This window comes from Allorhizobium undicola ORS 992 = ATCC 700741, assembly GCF_000621665.1.
Taxonomy (GTDB): Bacteria; Pseudomonadota; Alphaproteobacteria; order Rhizobiales; family Rhizobiaceae; genus Allorhizobium; species Allorhizobium undicola.
Genome location: NZ_JHXQ01000001.1, coordinates 333,946 through 349,111, shown reverse-complemented (window position 1 = coordinate 349,111; position 15,166 = coordinate 333,946). Strand labels below are relative to the sequence as shown.

General features: G+C 57.3%; 14 protein-coding genes and 3 tRNA genes. 1 reads left to right on the top strand and 16 read right to left on the bottom strand.

Translation table 11 applies throughout. The features are described from left to right. Positions 1 to 5: 5 nt before the first annotated feature. From nuoK to T424_RS0101635, 14 genes are all read right to left on the bottom strand, one after another. Complete coding sequence (nuoK, locus tag T424_RS0101705; protein WP_027486185.1) at positions 6 to 314, bottom strand: NADH-quinone oxidoreductase subunit NuoK; 309 nt, start codon at positions 312 to 314, stop codon at positions 6 to 8. Positions 315 to 344: 30 nt separating this feature from the next. Further along, positions 345 to 959: an NADH-quinone oxidoreductase subunit J gene (locus T424_RS0101700; protein WP_027486184.1), complete on the bottom strand. Its 615-nt coding sequence runs from the start codon at positions 957 to 959 to the stop codon at positions 345 to 347. A 128-nt stretch (positions 960 to 1,087) separates the two neighbouring features. Next, complete coding sequence (gene nuoI / locus T424_RS0101695; RefSeq protein ID WP_027486183.1) at positions 1,088 to 1,579, bottom strand: NADH-quinone oxidoreductase subunit NuoI; 492 nt, start codon at positions 1,577 to 1,579, stop codon at positions 1,088 to 1,090. Positions 1,580 to 1,619: 40 nt separating this feature from the next. Continuing rightward, positions 1,620 to 2,663, bottom strand: a complete 1,044-nt coding sequence (gene nuoH / locus T424_RS0101690; RefSeq protein ID WP_027486182.1) for an NADH-quinone oxidoreductase subunit NuoH — start codon at positions 2,661 to 2,663, stop codon at positions 1,620 to 1,622. A gap of 12 nt (positions 2,664 to 2,675) precedes the next feature. After that, the gene (gene nuoG, locus T424_RS0101685; protein WP_027486181.1) at positions 2,676 to 4,757 is read right to left on the bottom strand and encodes an NADH-quinone oxidoreductase subunit NuoG; all 2,082 of its coding nucleotides are present in this window, start codon (positions 4,755 to 4,757) and stop codon (positions 2,676 to 2,678) included. Positions 4,758 to 4,920: 163 nt separating this feature from the next. After that, a complete protein-coding gene (locus T424_RS19940; protein WP_051558717.1) occupies positions 4,921 to 5,547 on the bottom strand; it encodes a hypothetical protein in 627 nt (208 codons plus the stop codon). Positions 5,548 to 5,559: 12 nt separating this feature from the next. Continuing rightward, positions 5,560 to 6,864 (bottom strand): NADH-quinone oxidoreductase subunit NuoF, encoded by a 1,305-nt coding sequence (gene nuoF, locus T424_RS0101675; protein WP_027486180.1) that lies wholly within the window; start codon positions 6,862 to 6,864, stop codon positions 5,560 to 5,562. 3 nt (positions 6,865 to 6,867) lie between these two features. Continuing rightward, the gene (gene nuoE, locus T424_RS0101670) at positions 6,868 to 7,674 is read right to left on the bottom strand and encodes an NADH-quinone oxidoreductase subunit NuoE (RefSeq protein WP_027486179.1); all 807 of its coding nucleotides are present in this window, start codon (positions 7,672 to 7,674) and stop codon (positions 6,868 to 6,870) included. 173 nt (positions 7,675 to 7,847) lie between these two features. Continuing rightward, positions 7,848 to 9,038, bottom strand: coding sequence for an NADH-quinone oxidoreductase subunit D (locus T424_RS0101660; protein WP_027486178.1), 1,191 nt, complete (start codon positions 9,036 to 9,038; stop codon positions 7,848 to 7,850). A 21-nt stretch (positions 9,039 to 9,059) separates the two neighbouring features. Continuing rightward, positions 9,060 to 9,662 (bottom strand): NADH-quinone oxidoreductase subunit C, encoded by a 603-nt coding sequence (locus tag T424_RS0101655; RefSeq protein WP_027486177.1) that lies wholly within the window; start codon positions 9,660 to 9,662, stop codon positions 9,060 to 9,062. An 18-nt stretch (positions 9,663 to 9,680) separates the two neighbouring features. After that, positions 9,681 to 10,265: a NuoB/complex I 20 kDa subunit family protein gene (locus T424_RS0101650; protein ID WP_027486176.1), complete on the bottom strand. Its 585-nt coding sequence runs from the start codon at positions 10,263 to 10,265 to the stop codon at positions 9,681 to 9,683. Next, positions 10,256 to 10,630, bottom strand: a complete 375-nt coding sequence (locus T424_RS0101645; RefSeq protein ID WP_210164374.1) for an NADH-quinone oxidoreductase subunit A — start codon at positions 10,628 to 10,630, stop codon at positions 10,256 to 10,258. The genes T424_RS0101650 and T424_RS0101645 overlap by 10 nt, the downstream gene beginning before the upstream one ends. A 226-nt stretch (positions 10,631 to 10,856) precedes the next feature. Beyond that, positions 10,857 to 10,933: transfer RNA gene (locus T424_RS0101640), tRNA-Asp, on the bottom strand. A 55-nt stretch (positions 10,934 to 10,988) separates the two neighbouring features. Further along, a tRNA-Asp gene (locus T424_RS0101635) sits at positions 10,989 to 11,065 on the bottom strand. 328 nt (positions 11,066 to 11,393) lie between these two features. Between T424_RS0101635 and T424_RS0101630 the strand changes: the two genes are divergently transcribed. Beyond that, positions 11,394 to 11,469, top strand: a tRNA-Val gene (locus T424_RS0101630). Positions 11,470 to 11,949: 480 nt separating this feature from the next. On the opposite strand, the gene hupB is transcribed toward T424_RS0101630, so the two are convergent. Both hupB and lon read right to left on the bottom strand, forming a co-directional pair. Further along, entirely contained in the window at positions 11,950 to 12,225 is a 276-nt protein-coding gene (gene hupB / locus T424_RS0101625) for a DNA-binding protein HupB (protein ID WP_027486174.1), read from the bottom strand. Positions 12,226 to 12,433: 208 nt separating this feature from the next. Then, entirely contained in the window at positions 12,434 to 14,854 is a 2,421-nt protein-coding gene (lon, locus tag T424_RS0101620) for an endopeptidase La (RefSeq protein WP_027486173.1), read from the bottom strand. Between the last annotated feature and the right edge of the window lie 312 nt (positions 14,855 to 15,166).

Below are 15,166 nucleotides of genomic sequence, written 5' to 3'. Positions count from 1 at the left end.
CCGTGTCAGCCCTTCATCATGTTCACGTCTTCGACGGCGATCGAACCGCGGTTGCGGTAGAAGACGACGAGGATTGCAAGGCCGATCGCAGCTTCAGCAGCCGCGACGGTCAGAATGAATAGCGCGAAAACCTGACCGACGATGTCGTTGAGAAACGACGAGAAGGCCACCATGTTCAGGTTTACCGCGAGCAGAATGAGTTCCACCGACATGAGAATGACGATGATGTTCTTCCGGTTGAGGAAGATGCCGAAAACGCCGAGCATGAACAGGATGGCGCTGACGGTAAGGTAGTGGGAAAGTCCGATTTCCATTGTCTTGTCCTTGAAACCTCTAGCGCCCGTTCAAAGGCCCTGGCCCGGCTTTACCTTGACCACTTCAATGGCCGTAGCCGGTCCGCGGGCCACCTGGTTGGCAATGACCTGCCGCTTGATGTTCTGGCGATGACGCAATGTCAAAACGATCGCGCCGATCATCGCGACGAGAAGCACAAGCCCGGCGATCTGGAAGAAGTAAACATAATTGGTGTAGAGAACATCACCCAGGGCGGCGGTGTTCTGCCGCTGCGATAGCGGCGGGATTGGCATGGTAATGGCCTGCTTGGCCTGCGGCGACAAAGTCGAGCCACCGATCACGAAGATCAGTTCGGCTGCGACAATCGCGCCGATCAGGGCAGCCACCGGCGCGTGCTTGGCCGCGCCTGCCCGCAACTGATCGAAATCGATGTCGAGCATCATCACCACGAACAGGAAGAGAACCGCGACCGCGCCAACATAGACGACCAGAAGGATCATCGCCAGGAATTCCGCGCCGGTCAGCATGAAGAGACCGGCAGCGTTCACGAAGGTGAGGATCAGAAACAGAACCGAGTGAACGGGGTTTCTTGAAGAGATGACCATGAACGCCGACGCGACCGCGACAAAGGCGAAAAGGTAGAAAAAGATAGCCTGAAGACCCATGATGGTGCCTTTTCATCTTCCCGGGGATGAGACCGGCCGGCCTCTCCCATGAAATGGCAGGCCGAGGACCCGCCGTGATTCCGGATTTCAGACCGGAGGAACGAGTTCCCCCGATCTCATGCTCTCGATCAACGATAAGGGGCATCCATCGCAATATTGCGCGCGATTTCCCGTTCCCAACGATCGCCGTTCGCCAGAAGCTTGGCCTTGTCGAAATAAAGCTCCTCGCGGGTTTCCGTCGAGAACTCGAAATTCGGACCTTCAACGATGGCATCGACCGGGCAGGCTTCCTGGCAGAAGCCGCAGTAAATGCATTTCACCATGTCGATGTCGTAGCGAACGGTGCGGCGGGTTCCATCGTTGCGCCGGGGGCCTGCTTCGATGGTGATCGCCTGGGCGGGACAGATTGCCTCGCACAACTTGCAGGCAATGCAGCGCTCTTCGCCATTGGGATAGCGGCGAAGCGCATGTTCACCACGGAAGCGCGGGCTGACCGGCCCCTTTTCGAAGGGGTAATTCACCGTCGCCTTCTGCTTGAAGAAGTAACGCATCGACAGGAAGAAAGCGCCGACGAATTCTTTCAGGAAAAGCGAGCGGACAGCCTGGAAAAGACTTGCCATCTTCAAACTCCAAATCTGCTGGATTTCAGGATGGGCCGCATCAGGCCCAACCCATCAGCTTCAGCACGAAAGCAACGATAATGACCATGACCAGCGACAGCGGCAGGAAGACCTTCCAGCCCAGACGCATGAGCTGGTCATAGCGATAGCGCGGAACGATAGCCTTCGTAATCGCGAACATCGAGAAAACCAACGTCGCCTTGATGACAAACCAGATAATCCCCGGCACCCAGTTCAAGACCGCGATGTCAAGCGGCGGCAACCAGCCCCCGAGGAACAGGATTGTCGTCAAAGCGCACATCAGAACGATGGCGGCATATTCGCCAAGCATGAACATCATGTACGGCGTCGAACCATATTCAACCATGAAGCCGGCAACGAGTTCTGATTCGGCTTCCGGCAAATCGAAAGGAGGACGGTTGGTTTCCGCGAGCGCCGAGATGAAGAAGATCACGAACATCGGGAACAGCGCCAGCCAGTGCCAGTCGAGAAGCGACGGCGGCAGGCCCATCATCGTTCCCAGACCCGACTTCTGGGCAAGTACGATGTCGGTAAGGTTGAGCGAGCCAACGCACAACAGCACGGTAACAATCACGAAGCCGATGGAAACTTCGTAAGACACCATCTGAGCCGCGGAACGGAGTGCGCCAAGGAAGGGATATTTCGAGTTCGAGGCCCAGCCGCCCATGATGATGCCATAAACCTCCAGCGAGGAGATGGCGAAAACATAGAGGATACCAACATTTATATTGGCGATGACCCAGCCATCATTCAGCGGAATGACAGCCCATGTCGCGAGCGCCAGCGTCACGGCAACAAGTGGCGCCAGAAGGAAAACACCCTTGTTGGCGCCCGCCGGAATGATCGGCTCTTTCAGCACGAACTTCAAAAGATCGGCGAAGGACTGGAAAAGGCCCCAGGGACCCACCACATTCGGACCACGGCGCAATTGCACCGCTGCCCAGATCTTGCGGTCAGCCAGGAGGATGTAGGCAATGAACACCAGCAGACAGACCAGCAGCAACAGCGACTGGCCGATCATGATGGCCGTCGGCCAGACATAATTTGAGAAGAACGAATCCATTATCCTTTGCCCTTACTCTGCCGCTGCCTTGAAATTGTTGCGCGCCAGGGCTGAGCATTCGGCCATGACCGCAGACGCACGTGCAATCGGGTTCGTCAAATAGAAGTCTTTGACCGGGGAAGCAAACCCAGATTGAGACATCGCACCGGCTTTTTTCGCGAGCGCTTCAATAGAGGCCGCATCGCCAGCCTGGATTTCGTCGATAGCAGCGAAATGCGGGTGCGCCGCAAAGAGCTTTTGACGCAATTGCGCGAGCGAATCAAACGGCAGTTTCTTACCCAGCACATCCGACAGAGCGCGAATGACAGCCCAGTCTTCACGGGCATCGCCCGGCGCAAAACCGGCACGGTTCCCCATCTGCACGCGACCTTCCGTATTCACCCAAAGACCGGATTTTTCGGTATAGGCGGCGGCGGGAAGGATAACGTCGGCGTTCTGCGCGCCGTTATCACCGTGGGAGCCGATATAGACGGTCAATTTTGCGGACTTGGCAGAAAGGTCAATCTCGTCGGCGCCGAGCAGGAACAATACGTCCATGCTGCTCAGCATCTCATTTGCGGACTTGCCGCCCTGACCCGGAACGAAACCGAGATCGAGACCGCCAACACGCGACGCTGCCGTGTGCAGGATGCTGAAACCATTCCACTCTGCTGACACTGCACCGACCGAAACGGCCAGCGCTGCAATCTGCGACAGAACGGCTGCGCCATCAGGACGGGCCAAAGCCCCCTGCCCGACAATGATGAGGGGACGCTGAGCCTTCTTGAGGACGTCGGCGAAGCTGTTCTTGCCGTTTGCGACGTCAGCCAGCGTATCAGGGCCTGCGCCCAGATAGCTGTATTCATACCGCAATTCGCCGGCTTCCCCGATAACGCCGATCGGGAAGTTTCCGCGGCGCCAGCGCTTGCGAATACGCGCATTCAACACGGCCGCCTCAAAACGCGGATTGGCTCCGACAATCAACAATGCATCCGCATCTTCGATCCCATCGATCGTTGAATTGAAGATGTAGCTGGATCGGCCCAGGGCCGGGTCGAGAGCCACACCATCCTGACGACAGTCGTAATTGGCCGATCCCAGCGAAACGAGCAGTTCCTTGAGAGCGAACATCTCTTCGACAGAGGCGAGATCGCCGGCAATCGCCCCGATTTTCGAGCCATTCGTGGAGGAAACAGCGGTCTTGATTTCTGCGAACGCCTCTGGCCAGGTTGCAGGCTGAAGGCGCCCGTTCCGGCGGACGTAAGGCCGGTCGAGGCGCTGGGTCTTCAGGCCATCCCATATGAAGCGGCTCTTGTCGGAAATCCACTCTTCGTTGATGGATTCATTGACGCGCGGCATGATACGCATGACCTCGCGGCCGCGCGTGTCAACGCGGATCGCAGAGCCAAGAGCATCCATGACATCGATCGATTCGGTTTTGCCGAGTTCCCACGGACGGGCCGTAAAGGCAAAGGGCTTCGAGGTCAGTGCGCCCACCGGGCAGAGATCGACCACATTGCCCTGAAGCTCGGAGGTCATGGCCTGCTCGAGATAGGTGGTGATTTCAGCATCCTCGCCACGGCCAATCAGGCCGAGTTCCGCAATGCCTGCCACTTCCGTCGTGAAACGAACACAGCGCGTGCAATGAATGCAGCGGTTCATCACGGTTTTGACGAGTGGTCCGATATATTTGTCTTCAACGGCACGCTTGTCTTCGCCATAGCGGGAGCTATCGATACCGAAAGCCATGGCCTGGTCCTGCAAGTCGCACTCGCCACCCTGATCGCAGATCGGGCAATCAAGCGGATGGTTGATCAGCAGGAATTCCATAACCCCTTCGCGGGCCTTCTTGACCATCGGCGTATTGGTGTACACCTCCGGCAACTCGCCATTCGGTCCACCCCGGATGTCGCGAACGCCCATTGCGCAGGATGCGGCAGGTTTGGGCGGTCCGCCCTTCACTTCCACCAAGCACATGCGGCAATTGCCCGCGACGGACAGCCGCTCGTGGAAACAAAAGCGCGGGACCTCGGCACCTGCCTCCTCGCACGCCTGCAACAGCGTGAAATGATCGGGAACCTCGATTTCCTTACCGTCGACTTTCAGCTTTGCCATTTTCGCCTTCCTGTCTCACGTCCATCGCAACAACCGCGCAAAGGCGGCACGGGCATCGTGAAATGCCCGGCTGCGTATGTCTTTGTTCGGACCCCTTCCCCAACCCCATTGCCGACGTCGGTGGCTGGAGAGGGCTCCATAATCTTCATTCGAAGGTTTCCCTTCAGCCTTTCCGAGAGGCGCCAGCCGCTGGCGCCTTGATTTGCTTTGCCTGACCAACCCAATCGTCCCGCAGAACCCGTCCGTCAAGCCCTAACTCCGCATCCATGCGCAAGGCTTCGTCCGTGCTCCAGGAAGCAATCTGCGAAAACCGCGTGATGCCAGCCTGCTGTAGCATCGATTCGACCTTCGGACCGATACCAGAAATTTTCTTAAGATCGTCCGAAGACCGCTTGCGCGCAGAACGACCCGCCTTGGCAGGCACACTCGTCGCTGCTTCTGCCCGCTTGCTCTTCACAGGCTTCGAGATGACACTATCCGATGCACCGGCCTCGGTTTGCTGCAAACTCGACGCTTCGGCAACCGGCACTTCAGGTTCTGAATTTGCAGAGACCACTTCGGACCGGGTCTCCTCATCCAGCACTCCATTCAAGGCCTTTTGCCACGAGCCAAGAACGAAACCTGCCATCTGGGTCGCGAAACCAAGACCAGCCATGGTAGCAGCAGCGGCTGTCACTACGGGATTGGCAAGCATGGTGGGAAGGTCCACGGGAGGATACCCAGCAGCCGATACGTTGCCCACCGGATCGACCGATGCAGAAGCCGTTGCGTCGCCAGCACTTTCCACCATGGACCCTACCCTTTATTCGGCCGCTTCCATCACAGCGCCATGATCGGTGGCGTTGCGGGTATATTCGTCGATGCGCTTTTCGATCTCAGGACGGAAATTGCGGATCAGCGCCTGGACAGGCCATGCAGCGGCATCGCCAAGGGCGCAAATCGTGTGCCCCTCGATCTGCTTCGTGACCTGGAACAGCATGTCGATCTCGCGCTTTTGCGCCTGCCCCTTCACCATACGCGCCAATACGCGCATCATCCAACCCGTGCCTTCGCGGCAGGGCGTGCACTGACCGCAGCTCTCGTGCTTGAAGAATGCCGAGATACGCCAGATTGCCTTGATGACGTCGGTGGACTTGTCCATCACGATCATCCCACCCGTACCGAAGGACGACTTGACCTCCCGCATTCCATCGAAATCCATGATGGCATCAGCCATGTCTTCACCGCGAACGATCGGACAGGAGGCACCACCGGGAATAACAGCCTGGAGATTATCCCAGCCGCCCCGGATGCCGCCACAATGGCGCTCGATGATTTCACGGAAGGACAGGCCCATTGCCTCTTCGAAGGTGCATGGCTTGTTGACATGCCCCGACACCATGAAAAGCTTGGTGCCGACATTGTTCGCGCGACCAATGGAGGAAAACCAGCTTCCGCCACGACGCAGGATCGTCGGTGCAACCGCAATCGATTCCACATTGTTCACGGTGGTCGGGCAGCCATAAAGACCCATATTGGCCGGGAACGGGGGCTTCAGACGTGGCTGCCCTTTCTTCCCCTCAAGGCTTTCGAGCAGCGCCGTCTCTTCGCCGCAGATATAGGCACCTGCGCCGTGGTGGACATAGATGTCGAAGTCCCAGCCATTCTTGTTGTTCTTGCCCAGCAGGCCATTGTCGTAGCATTCGTCAATGGCGGCCTGAAGTGCTTCGCGCTCGCGCATATATTCGCCGCGCACATAGATATAGGCCGTGTGGGCGCCCATGGCAAAACCGGCAATCACGCAGCCTTCGATCAGCGTGTGCGGATCGTGGCGCATGATTTCGCGGTCTTTACAGGTGCCGGGCTCCGACTCATCGGCATTCACCACGAGGTAATGCGGACGACCGTCGCTCTCCTTGGGCATGAAGGACCATTTCAGACCCGTCGGGAAGCCAGCGCCACCGCGGCCGCGCAGGCCGGAGGCCTTCATCTCGTTGATGATCCAGTCGCGGCCTTTTTCGATGATCTGCTTGGTGCCATCCCAATGGCCGCGGCTCATCGCGCCCTTCAGGGACTTGTCCTTCAGGCCGTAGATATTGGTAAAGATGCGATCCTGATCCTGTAACATATCTCAACCCTTGGCCTTGTCGGCGTTATCGCCGGAGACTTTCGCATTATCAGCAGCAGCCGCCTTGTCTGTTGCCGGCGTCTTCAGCTTGGGATCCGTGATCGGCGTATCCGTCTGTGGCCGGGCGGCGTTCGAAGGCGGGACTTCAGCTGCATCCGCGACAGGTGCGCCATTGCCATCGGCCCAGCGAACCGCCTTGATCTCTTCCGTCAACGTCACGGCGCCACCCGCGGGCGCAGAGAAATGCCGGTCGGTCTGGGGACCGGTCTTGACCTCGGCGCCCTTGCCTGCCTCGAACGCATCGATGATTTCTTCCAGACGCTCGGGCGTCAGGTCTTCATAGGCATCCTTGAAGATAATCACCATCGGTGCGTTGACGCAGGCGCCCTGACACTCGACTTCTTCCCAGGACAGCGTGCCCGACGCATTCCGCTCCAGCGGCTCTGCGTGGATCTTGTGCTTGCAGACCTTCATCAGGTCTTCGGCGCCACGCAACATGCAAGGAGTCGTGCCGCAGACCTGGATATGGGCGCGCGTGCCAACCGGCTTCAACTGGAACTGGGTGTAGAAGGTCGCAACCTCCAGAACACGAATATAGGGCATTTGCAGCTTTTCAGCCACGAACTCGATGGCAGCCTTTGTGACCCAGCCATCCTGTTCCTGCGCCCGCATCAGCAGCGGAATGACCGCCGACTGCTGACGCCCCTCCGGATATTTCCGGATTGTTGCCTCTGCCCAGGCAGAATTTTCCGCATTGAAGGCAAAGCCCGCAGGCTGAAATTGATCTTCGGCTAAACGACGAACGGACATGCTTCCTCACGCCTTATTCAGTTTATCGGCCGGGGCCAGGGCTTCGCTCAAACGAAGTGGCACATGGACCGTTTTGTCTTGAAGGTTGGGTGTCGTGAACGGCGCGCACGAAACGGCAAGGCAAGCCGCCCTGCCCTTCGCACCAGCCACCATAGACAACAACCCGGACGGCATCAGCGGTCCACCTCTCCGAACACGATGTCGAGAGAGCCAAGGATTGCCGTTACGTCGGCCAGCTGATGGCCCCGCGTCAGGAAATCCATGGCGGCAAGATGAACGAAGCCCGGAGCGCGGATCTTGCAGCGATAGGGCTTGTTAGTGCCATCGGAGACAAGAAACACGCCAAACTCGCCCTTCGGCGCTTCCACTGCCGCATAAACCTCACCGGCAGGCACGTGGTAGCCTTCCGTGTAAAGCTTGAAGTGGTGGATCAACGCTTCCATTGACCGCTTCATTTCACCACGCTTCGGCGGCACGACCTTGCCATCGAGTGACGACACCGGACCCGTCCTTGCGTCGCCCAGCAGGCGGTTGACGCATTGCTTCATGATCTTAACGGCTTCGCGCATTTCCTGCATACGGATCAGATAACGGTCGTAACAGTCACCATTCTTGCCGATCGGAATGTCGAAATCGAGTTCCGAATAGCATTCGTAAGGCTGCGACTTCCGCAGATCCCAGGCAGCGCCGGAGCCCCGCACCATGACGCCCGAAAAACCCCAGCGCCAGGCATCTTCAAGACTCACGACACCAATATCGACGTTGCGCTGCTTGAAAATCCGGTTCTCCGTCAAAAGCCCCTCGATGTCATCGAGAACTTTGAGGAAAGGATCGCACCAGGCGCCAATATCTTCGACCAGCTCCGCAGGAATATCCTGATGGATGCCGCCGGGACGGAAATAGGCCGCGTGCATACGGGCGCCTGAGGCGCGCTCGTAGAACACCATGAGCTTTTCACGCTCTTCAAACCCCCAGACCGGCGGCGTCATCGCACCGACGTCCATGGCCTGCGTCGTGACGTTCATGATATGCGACAGGATACGGCCGATCTCGGAATACAGAACGCGGATAAGCTGGCCGCGAATTGGGATATTGAGGCCGAGAAGCTTTTCCACCGCCAGGCAGTAGGCGTGCTCCTGATTCATCGGCGCGACGTAATCGAGCCGGTCGAAATAGGGCAAGGCCTGAAGATAGGTCTTCGCTTCGATCAGCTTTTCGGTGCCACGATGAAGCAGGCCGATATGCGGATCGACGCGCTCGACGATTTCGCCATCCAGTTCCAGCACCAGACGCAGAACGCCGTGGGCCGAAGGATGTTCGGGGCCGAAGTTGATCGTAAAATTACGGACGGAATGTTCGGTCATGAGCCTGACTTACTCGCCCCCTTACTTGGCAGCTTTCTCATCGCCCGGCAGCACGTAATCCGTGCCTTCCCAAGGCGAGAGGAAGTCGAAATTGCGGAATTCCTGCTTCAATTCGACAGGCTCGTAAATCACGCGCTTCGCGGTGTCGTCGTAGCGAACCTCGACAAAGCCCGTCAGTGGGAAATCCTTGCGCAGCGGATGGCCTTCGAAGCCATAATCCGTCAGGATCCGGCGAAGATCCGGATGGCCGGTGAACAGGATTCCATAAAGATCCCAGGCTTCCCGCTCGAACCAGTCGGCGCCGGGAAACAGCGGACAGATCGAGGGAACTGGCGTCACCTCATTGGTTTGCAGCTTGACGCGGATACGCTGGTTCTGGCGGGGCGCAAGAAAGTGGTAGACCACATCGAAACGATCGGCGCGCTTGGGATAATCAACCCCGCAAACATCGATCACATTGATGAAGCCGCACTTCGGATCGTCACGCAGAAAGGTGACAAGTTCGATCAACTTGCCTGCGGTCGTCGATACGGTCAGCTCGCCAAAGGCAACATCGCAGCCTGTCACCAGCGCCGCGGCCTTTTCGCTGATATGGTTTGAAAGCTCCTGAAGGGCTTCACTCATGGATTCGGTCCCTCGCCCTTACCGTTCGATCGTGCCGGTGCGGCGGATCTTCTTTTGCAGAAGCAGAACGCCGTAAAGCAGTGCTTCTGCCGTGGGGGGACAGCCCGGAACATAAATATCCACAGGGACCACCCGGTCACAGCCGCGCACGACGGAATAGGAATAGTGATAATAGCCACCGCCATTCGCGCAGGAGCCCATCGAAATGACATAACGCGGCTCGGGCATCTGGTCATAAACCTTGCGCAGGGCCGGAGCCATTTTGTTCGTCAGGGTGCCGGCAACGATCATGACATCCGACTGGCGCGGCGAGGCGCGCGGCGCAACACCGAAACGCTCCATGTCGTAACGCGGGCCGGAAGCCTGCATCAGACCTTCCACGGCGCAGCAGGCAAGACCGAACTGCATCCACATCAGCGAACCTGTACGGGCCCAGGTAATCAGCGCCTGGGTTGACGTGACGAGAAAGCCCTTGTCGGCAAGCTCGTCATTGATTTCACCAAAGAAGGCGCTGTCACTGCCGATCGGCTTGCCGGTTGACGGATCGATAATACCCTTGGGCTGAGGCGCCACGAGGGTTTCAGTCTGACGGGTCACTCCCATTCCAGGGCTCCCTTCTTCCATTCATAGATAAAGCCGATGGTCAGCACACCAAGGAACACCATCATCGACCAGAAGCCGAACCAGCCAATGGCACCGAAGGAAACGGCCCAGGGGAACAGAAACGCCACCTCGAGGTCGAAGATGATGAAGAGGATCGACACCAGATAAAAACGGATGTCGAACTTGATACGCGCATCGTCGAAGGCGTTGAAGCCGCATTCATAAGCCGAGAGCTTTTCAGCGTCCGGCGCCTTGAAGGCCACGGCAAACGGGGTAATCAGGAGAGCGAGGCCTATGACCATCGCAATAGCGATGAAAACCACGATCGGAAGGTAAGAACTGAGCAGTTCAGTCATCATATCCATCCCTGCCTGCTGGAGACACCTGGCGACGTCCCTGGCCTCTCGGCCTGCAAGCGAAAAAAGACTGTTGCAACGCGCCGTGGTTAGCGCAGCCTGAGAGGTTGCGCAAGTGCACGGAGCGCATTTCGCACATGCACATGAAGAGTTTAACAAACACACTAACGGGGGACAAAAGGGAACGCAAACCCAATTAAATCAGAGCGTCCATAATTATAAGGGAGATTGAAAATGGCGCGAGTGACGGGGCTCGAACCCGCGACCTCCGGCGTGACAGGCCGGCACTCTAACCGACTGAGCTACACCCGCGCATATTTCAAGGCCAAATGGCCAGGGGACCGAGATCCCATTCGGGGAAACAAGATGGCGCGAGTGACGGGGCTCGAACCCGCGACCTCCGGCGTGACAGGCCGGCACTCTAACCGACTGAGCTACACCCGCTGATCTTGCAAAGGAAGCTTCCCTCCCCCGACCGAAGCGACAACCGCCGTTCGATGAGCGGCTAACTAAGTGGTTCCTGCATGGGTGTCAAGCAGCATCGAAGACAAAAATGCGACGATTTGAAAAAACTTCCATACCCCCTTGGGGAAAAACAGATGCCATCTCTAAGCGTGTGAAAAGACAGGAATTTAGAACTATTTTGTTTCAGGCATTTAGGCTGTTTTTGGCACAGATTACCCGAAAAATTGCTTTTTGCCTCTTGCGGTTTTTGCGAACAACGAATAGATCACACCCATCGACGCGGCAGCGACAAGCTGCAAAACGCGCCGGGCGATTAGCTCAGTTGGTAGAGCGCCTCGTTTACACCGAGGATGTCGGGAGTTCGAGTCTCTCATCGCCCACCATTTTCTTCCCTTTTTCGTTTGTGTTCGGTTTTGCAGCTACATCGGTTGCGTTTCGCCGTTGCTCTTGTGGTTTGGTCTTCGGCTGCTTGGATCGCCTGTAGGGTTGCGATTTCTCGACCCGAACTACTGCATAATTCCTTAAATCGGAATCGATTTAAGGAATTATGTAGCAGATTTAAAGTGTTACAGCGTCCTTCGTGCGTTTGATAAAACGCACGGCGCTGTAATGTCGGCGTGAATCGAACACCGGGAAATGTGAATCGAAAAAATCAGTCCTCAGAAATGATTCCGACACAGCTCGAGATGCTGGAAGCGCCGTGGATTTTATCAGACCGACGGCGCGGTAGGGGATTGTAGCTGAAAGCGGAAAGTAATCGTCGCTTCAAAAATGCGTAGAATCAAAAAATTAGAGCGGTTCAGTAAAACACTGAACCGCTCTGTTACGCAGCGCCTGAAGCGTCAGGCTCTTAAAAGTCTGGATCAGCCGTTTACAGCGTCCTTGAGGCCCTTGCCTGCCGTGAATTTCGGCACATTGCGAGCCGGAATATCGACTTCTGCGCCGGTAGAAGGGTTACGGCCCTTGGAGGCTTCGCGGTGGGAAACGGTGAATGCACCGAAACCAGCCAACCGAACGTCGCCGCCATTCTTCAGTTCGGCCTGAACCGTTTCGAATACGGCGTCAACTGCGGAAGCGGCATCGGCCTTGCTCAAGCCAGCCTTCTCAGCGACTGCGGATACGAGTTCAGTCTTGTTCATGTTTCCAACCTTTCTGTATGGCATGAAACGATTCAAAAAACGTAAAACCGGGACGACATTAATCATCCACCGGTCCGTCACAAGCCAAAAGCACTTGAATGGCCTGAAAAACAAGGGTTTTGGCGGCATTTACACAAAAAAAGGGCTGACCCTTGGGTCAACCCTTTCGTTTTTTCGATGCAATGGGAGGATCGCCGCAAAGCCGCCCTCAATGGGCCACGGTCGTGCCTGAATCCTCGGTTGATTCGACCGTGCCCAGCGCCGGGGTTTCGATGCTGCCATCCCATTCGATTGGTTCCGGCACACGGGTCAGGGCGTGCGAGATCACCTCCCCCATCCGCGAAACCGGCACGATCTCCAGACCGTTCTTCACGTTATCGGGGATGTCGGCGAGATCCTTGGCATTCTCCTGCGGAATCAGCACTTTCTTGATTCCGCCGCGAAGGGCAGCCAAAAGCTTCTCCTTGAGGCCGCCGATTGGCAGCACGCGGCCCCGCAGAGTGATTTCGCCGGTCATAGCGACATCCTTGTTGATCGGGATGCCCGTCATCACGGAAACGATCGCTGTGGCCATGGCAACACCGGCAGACGGACCATCCTTTGGCGTAGCGCCTTCCGGAACGTGAACGTGTATATCCGACTTGTCGAAGCGCGGCGGCTCGATGCCGAAATCCACGGCACGCGAGCGCACGTAAGAGGCGGCAGCGGAAATCGATTCCTTCATCACGTCCTTGAGATTGCCCGTCACCGTCATGCGACCCTTGCCGGGCATCATGACGCCTTCGATGGTCAGCAATTCCCCGCCAACCTCCGTCCAGGCCAGCCCCGTGACGATACCAACCTGATCTTCACCCTCGGCCTCGCCGTGGCGATAGCGCGGCACACCCAGATAATCCGAGAGATTGGCGCCGGAGACCGCGACAGAGGTGGTCTTGCCCTTGATAATCTCCGTAACCGCCTTGCGGGCCAACTTCATCAGTTCCCGCTCGAAGCTGCGCACGCCGGCCTCACGGGTATATTGCTGGATGACCGCAAGGATGGCATCGTCGGAAACCGAGAACTCCTCGGGCTTCAATGCATGTTCCTTGATCGCCTTGGGCAGAAGATGGCGCTTGGCGATCTGAAGCTTCTCATCCTCGGTGTAACCGGCAATGCGGATGATTTCCATGCGATCCATCAGCGGGCCGGGAATGTTGAGCGTGTTGGCCGTGGTGATGAACATCACATTCGACAGGTCATATTCCACTTCGAGATAGTGGTCCATGAAGGTTGCGTTCTGTTCCGGATCCAGCACCTCGAGGAGTGCAGAAGACGGATCGCCGCGAAAATCCATGCCCATCTTGTCGATCTCGTCGAGAAGGAAAAGCGGGTTGGACCGCTTGGCCTTTTTCATCGACTGCACGACCTTGCCCGGCATGGAGCCGATATAGGTACGGCGATGGCCGCGAATTTCCGCTTCGTCGCGCACGCCGCCCAGCGCCATGCGCACATATTCGCGGCCGGTTGCCTTGGCAATCGAGCGCGCCAATGAGGTCTTGCCGACGCCGGGAGGGCCGACGAGGCAAAGAATCGGCCCCTTGATCTTGGTAGCGCGCGCCTGAACAGCAAGATATTCGACGATGCGCTCCTTGACCTTGTCGAGACCGAAATGGTCCTCATCGAGGATCTTTTCAGCAAGGTTGAGGTCAACCCGCACCTTGGATTTCTTGCCCCAGGGAAGACCGAGCAGCCAATCCAGGTAGTTGCGCACAACGGTCGCTTCCGCAGACATCGGGCTCATATGGCGAAGCTTCTTGAGTTCCGCATCGGCCTTTTCCTTGGCTTCCTTGGAAAGCTTGGTCTTGGCAATGCGCTCTTCCAGCTCGGCCATCTCGTCGCGGCCATCCTCGCCGTCGCCAAGCTCCTTCTGGATCGCCTTCATCTGTTCGTTGAGGTAGTATTCGCGCTGGGTCTTTTCCATCTGCCGCTTGACGCGCGAACGGATGCGTTTTTCCACCTGAAGAACCGAAATTTCGCCTTCCATGAAGCCGAGAGCTTTTTCAAGCCGCGTCTTCACGCTCACCGTTTCCAGCATCTCCTGCTTTTCGGTGATTTTGATCGACAAATGTGAGGCAACCGTATCGGCAAGCTTGGAGTAATCCTCGATCTGGCTTGCCGCACCAACGACTTCCGGGGAAATCTTCTTGTTGAGCTTCACGTAGTTTTCGAATTCCGACACCACCGAGCGGGACAAGGCTTCGACCTCGACGGCATCTTCCTCGGGCTCGGCAAGCAAAGCCGCATGGGCTTCATAGAAGTCTTCGCGCTCGGTATAGGTCGAAATTTTTGCACGCGCCTTCCCCTCGATGAGAACCTTTACGGTGCCATCGGGAAGCTTGAGCAATTGCAGCACGTTTGCAACGGTGCCAACCTTGTGGATCGCCTCCGGGGCCGGATCGTCATCGCTGGCATTGATCTGGGTGGCCAACATGATCTGGCGATCGGAGCCCATGACTTCTTCGAGCGCGCGAATGGACTTCTCGCGCCCTACAAAGAGCGGCACGATCATGTGTGGAAACACCACGATGTCGCGCAGCGGCAACACCGGATAGGTGCTGGTTTCGCCGGCGACAGAGGTCACTTTAGTCATTCCATTTCCTTTCATTGTCCCGTTGCCGGGACCCAAGACCGCGCTTGAAAAGCCGCGGGGGACATGGCCCTGTCTCTCCCCTCAAGTGGAGAGTGCAACGATAGAATTCAAGCCCAAGGGCCGGCACCGCCGAAGGGCGGCTTCCGGCTGACGGGCAATGACGAGATGAAGCCAACACCCGGTTCAGCCGCAATCGGCATCCGCGCAGCTACTCGGCGAACACAATACGCAGCCTGGGCAAATCACCTGAAAACTCTTCACCATTCATAGCCTATTCACATGCCCGTGCAAACGGCGCGCATCCGCCAATTT

Excerpts from the sequence above, each read along its gene's own strand:
- nuoK (WP_027486185.1), bottom strand. The coding sequence starts at position 314 with ATGGAAATCGGACTTTCCCACTACCTTACCGTCAGCGCCATCCTGTTC.
- T424_RS0101700 (WP_027486184.1), bottom strand. The coding sequence starts at position 959 with ATGGGTCTTCAGGCTATCTTTTTCTACCTTTTCGCCTTTGTCGCGGTC.
- nuoI (WP_027486183.1), bottom strand. The coding sequence starts at position 1,579 with ATGGCAAGTCTTTTCCAGGCTGTCCGCTCGCTTTTCCTGAAAGAATTC.
- nuoH (WP_027486182.1), bottom strand. The coding sequence starts at position 2,663 with ATGGATTCGTTCTTCTCAAATTATGTCTGGCCGACGGCCATCATGATC.
- nuoG (WP_027486181.1), bottom strand. The coding sequence starts at position 4,757 with ATGGCAAAGCTGAAAGTCGACGGTAAGGAAATCGAGGTTCCCGATCAT.
- T424_RS19940 (WP_051558717.1), bottom strand. The coding sequence starts at position 5,547 with ATGGTGGAAAGTGCTGGCGACGCAACGGCTTCTGCATCGGTCGATCCG.
- nuoF (WP_027486180.1), bottom strand. The coding sequence starts at position 6,864 with ATGTTACAGGATCAGGATCGCATCTTTACCAATATCTACGGCCTGAAG.
- nuoE (WP_027486179.1), bottom strand. The coding sequence starts at position 7,674 with ATGTCCGTTCGTCGTTTAGCCGAAGATCAATTTCAGCCTGCGGGCTTT.
- T424_RS0101660 (WP_027486178.1), bottom strand. The coding sequence starts at position 9,038 with ATGACCGAACATTCCGTCCGTAATTTTACGATCAACTTCGGCCCCGAA.
- T424_RS0101655 (WP_027486177.1), bottom strand. The coding sequence starts at position 9,662 with ATGAGTGAAGCCCTTCAGGAGCTTTCAAACCATATCAGCGAAAAGGCC.
- T424_RS0101650 (WP_027486176.1), bottom strand. The coding sequence starts at position 10,265 with ATGGGAGTGACCCGTCAGACTGAAACCCTCGTGGCGCCTCAGCCCAAG.
- T424_RS0101645 (WP_210164374.1), bottom strand. The coding sequence starts at position 10,630 with ATGGATATGATGACTGAACTGCTCAGTTCTTACCTTCCGATCGTGGTT.
- hupB (WP_027486174.1), bottom strand. The coding sequence starts at position 12,225 with ATGAACAAGACTGAACTCGTATCCGCAGTCGCTGAGAAGGCTGGCTTG.
- lon (WP_027486173.1), bottom strand. The coding sequence starts at position 14,854 with ATGACTAAAGTGACCTCTGTCGCCGGCGAAACCAGCACCTATCCGGTG.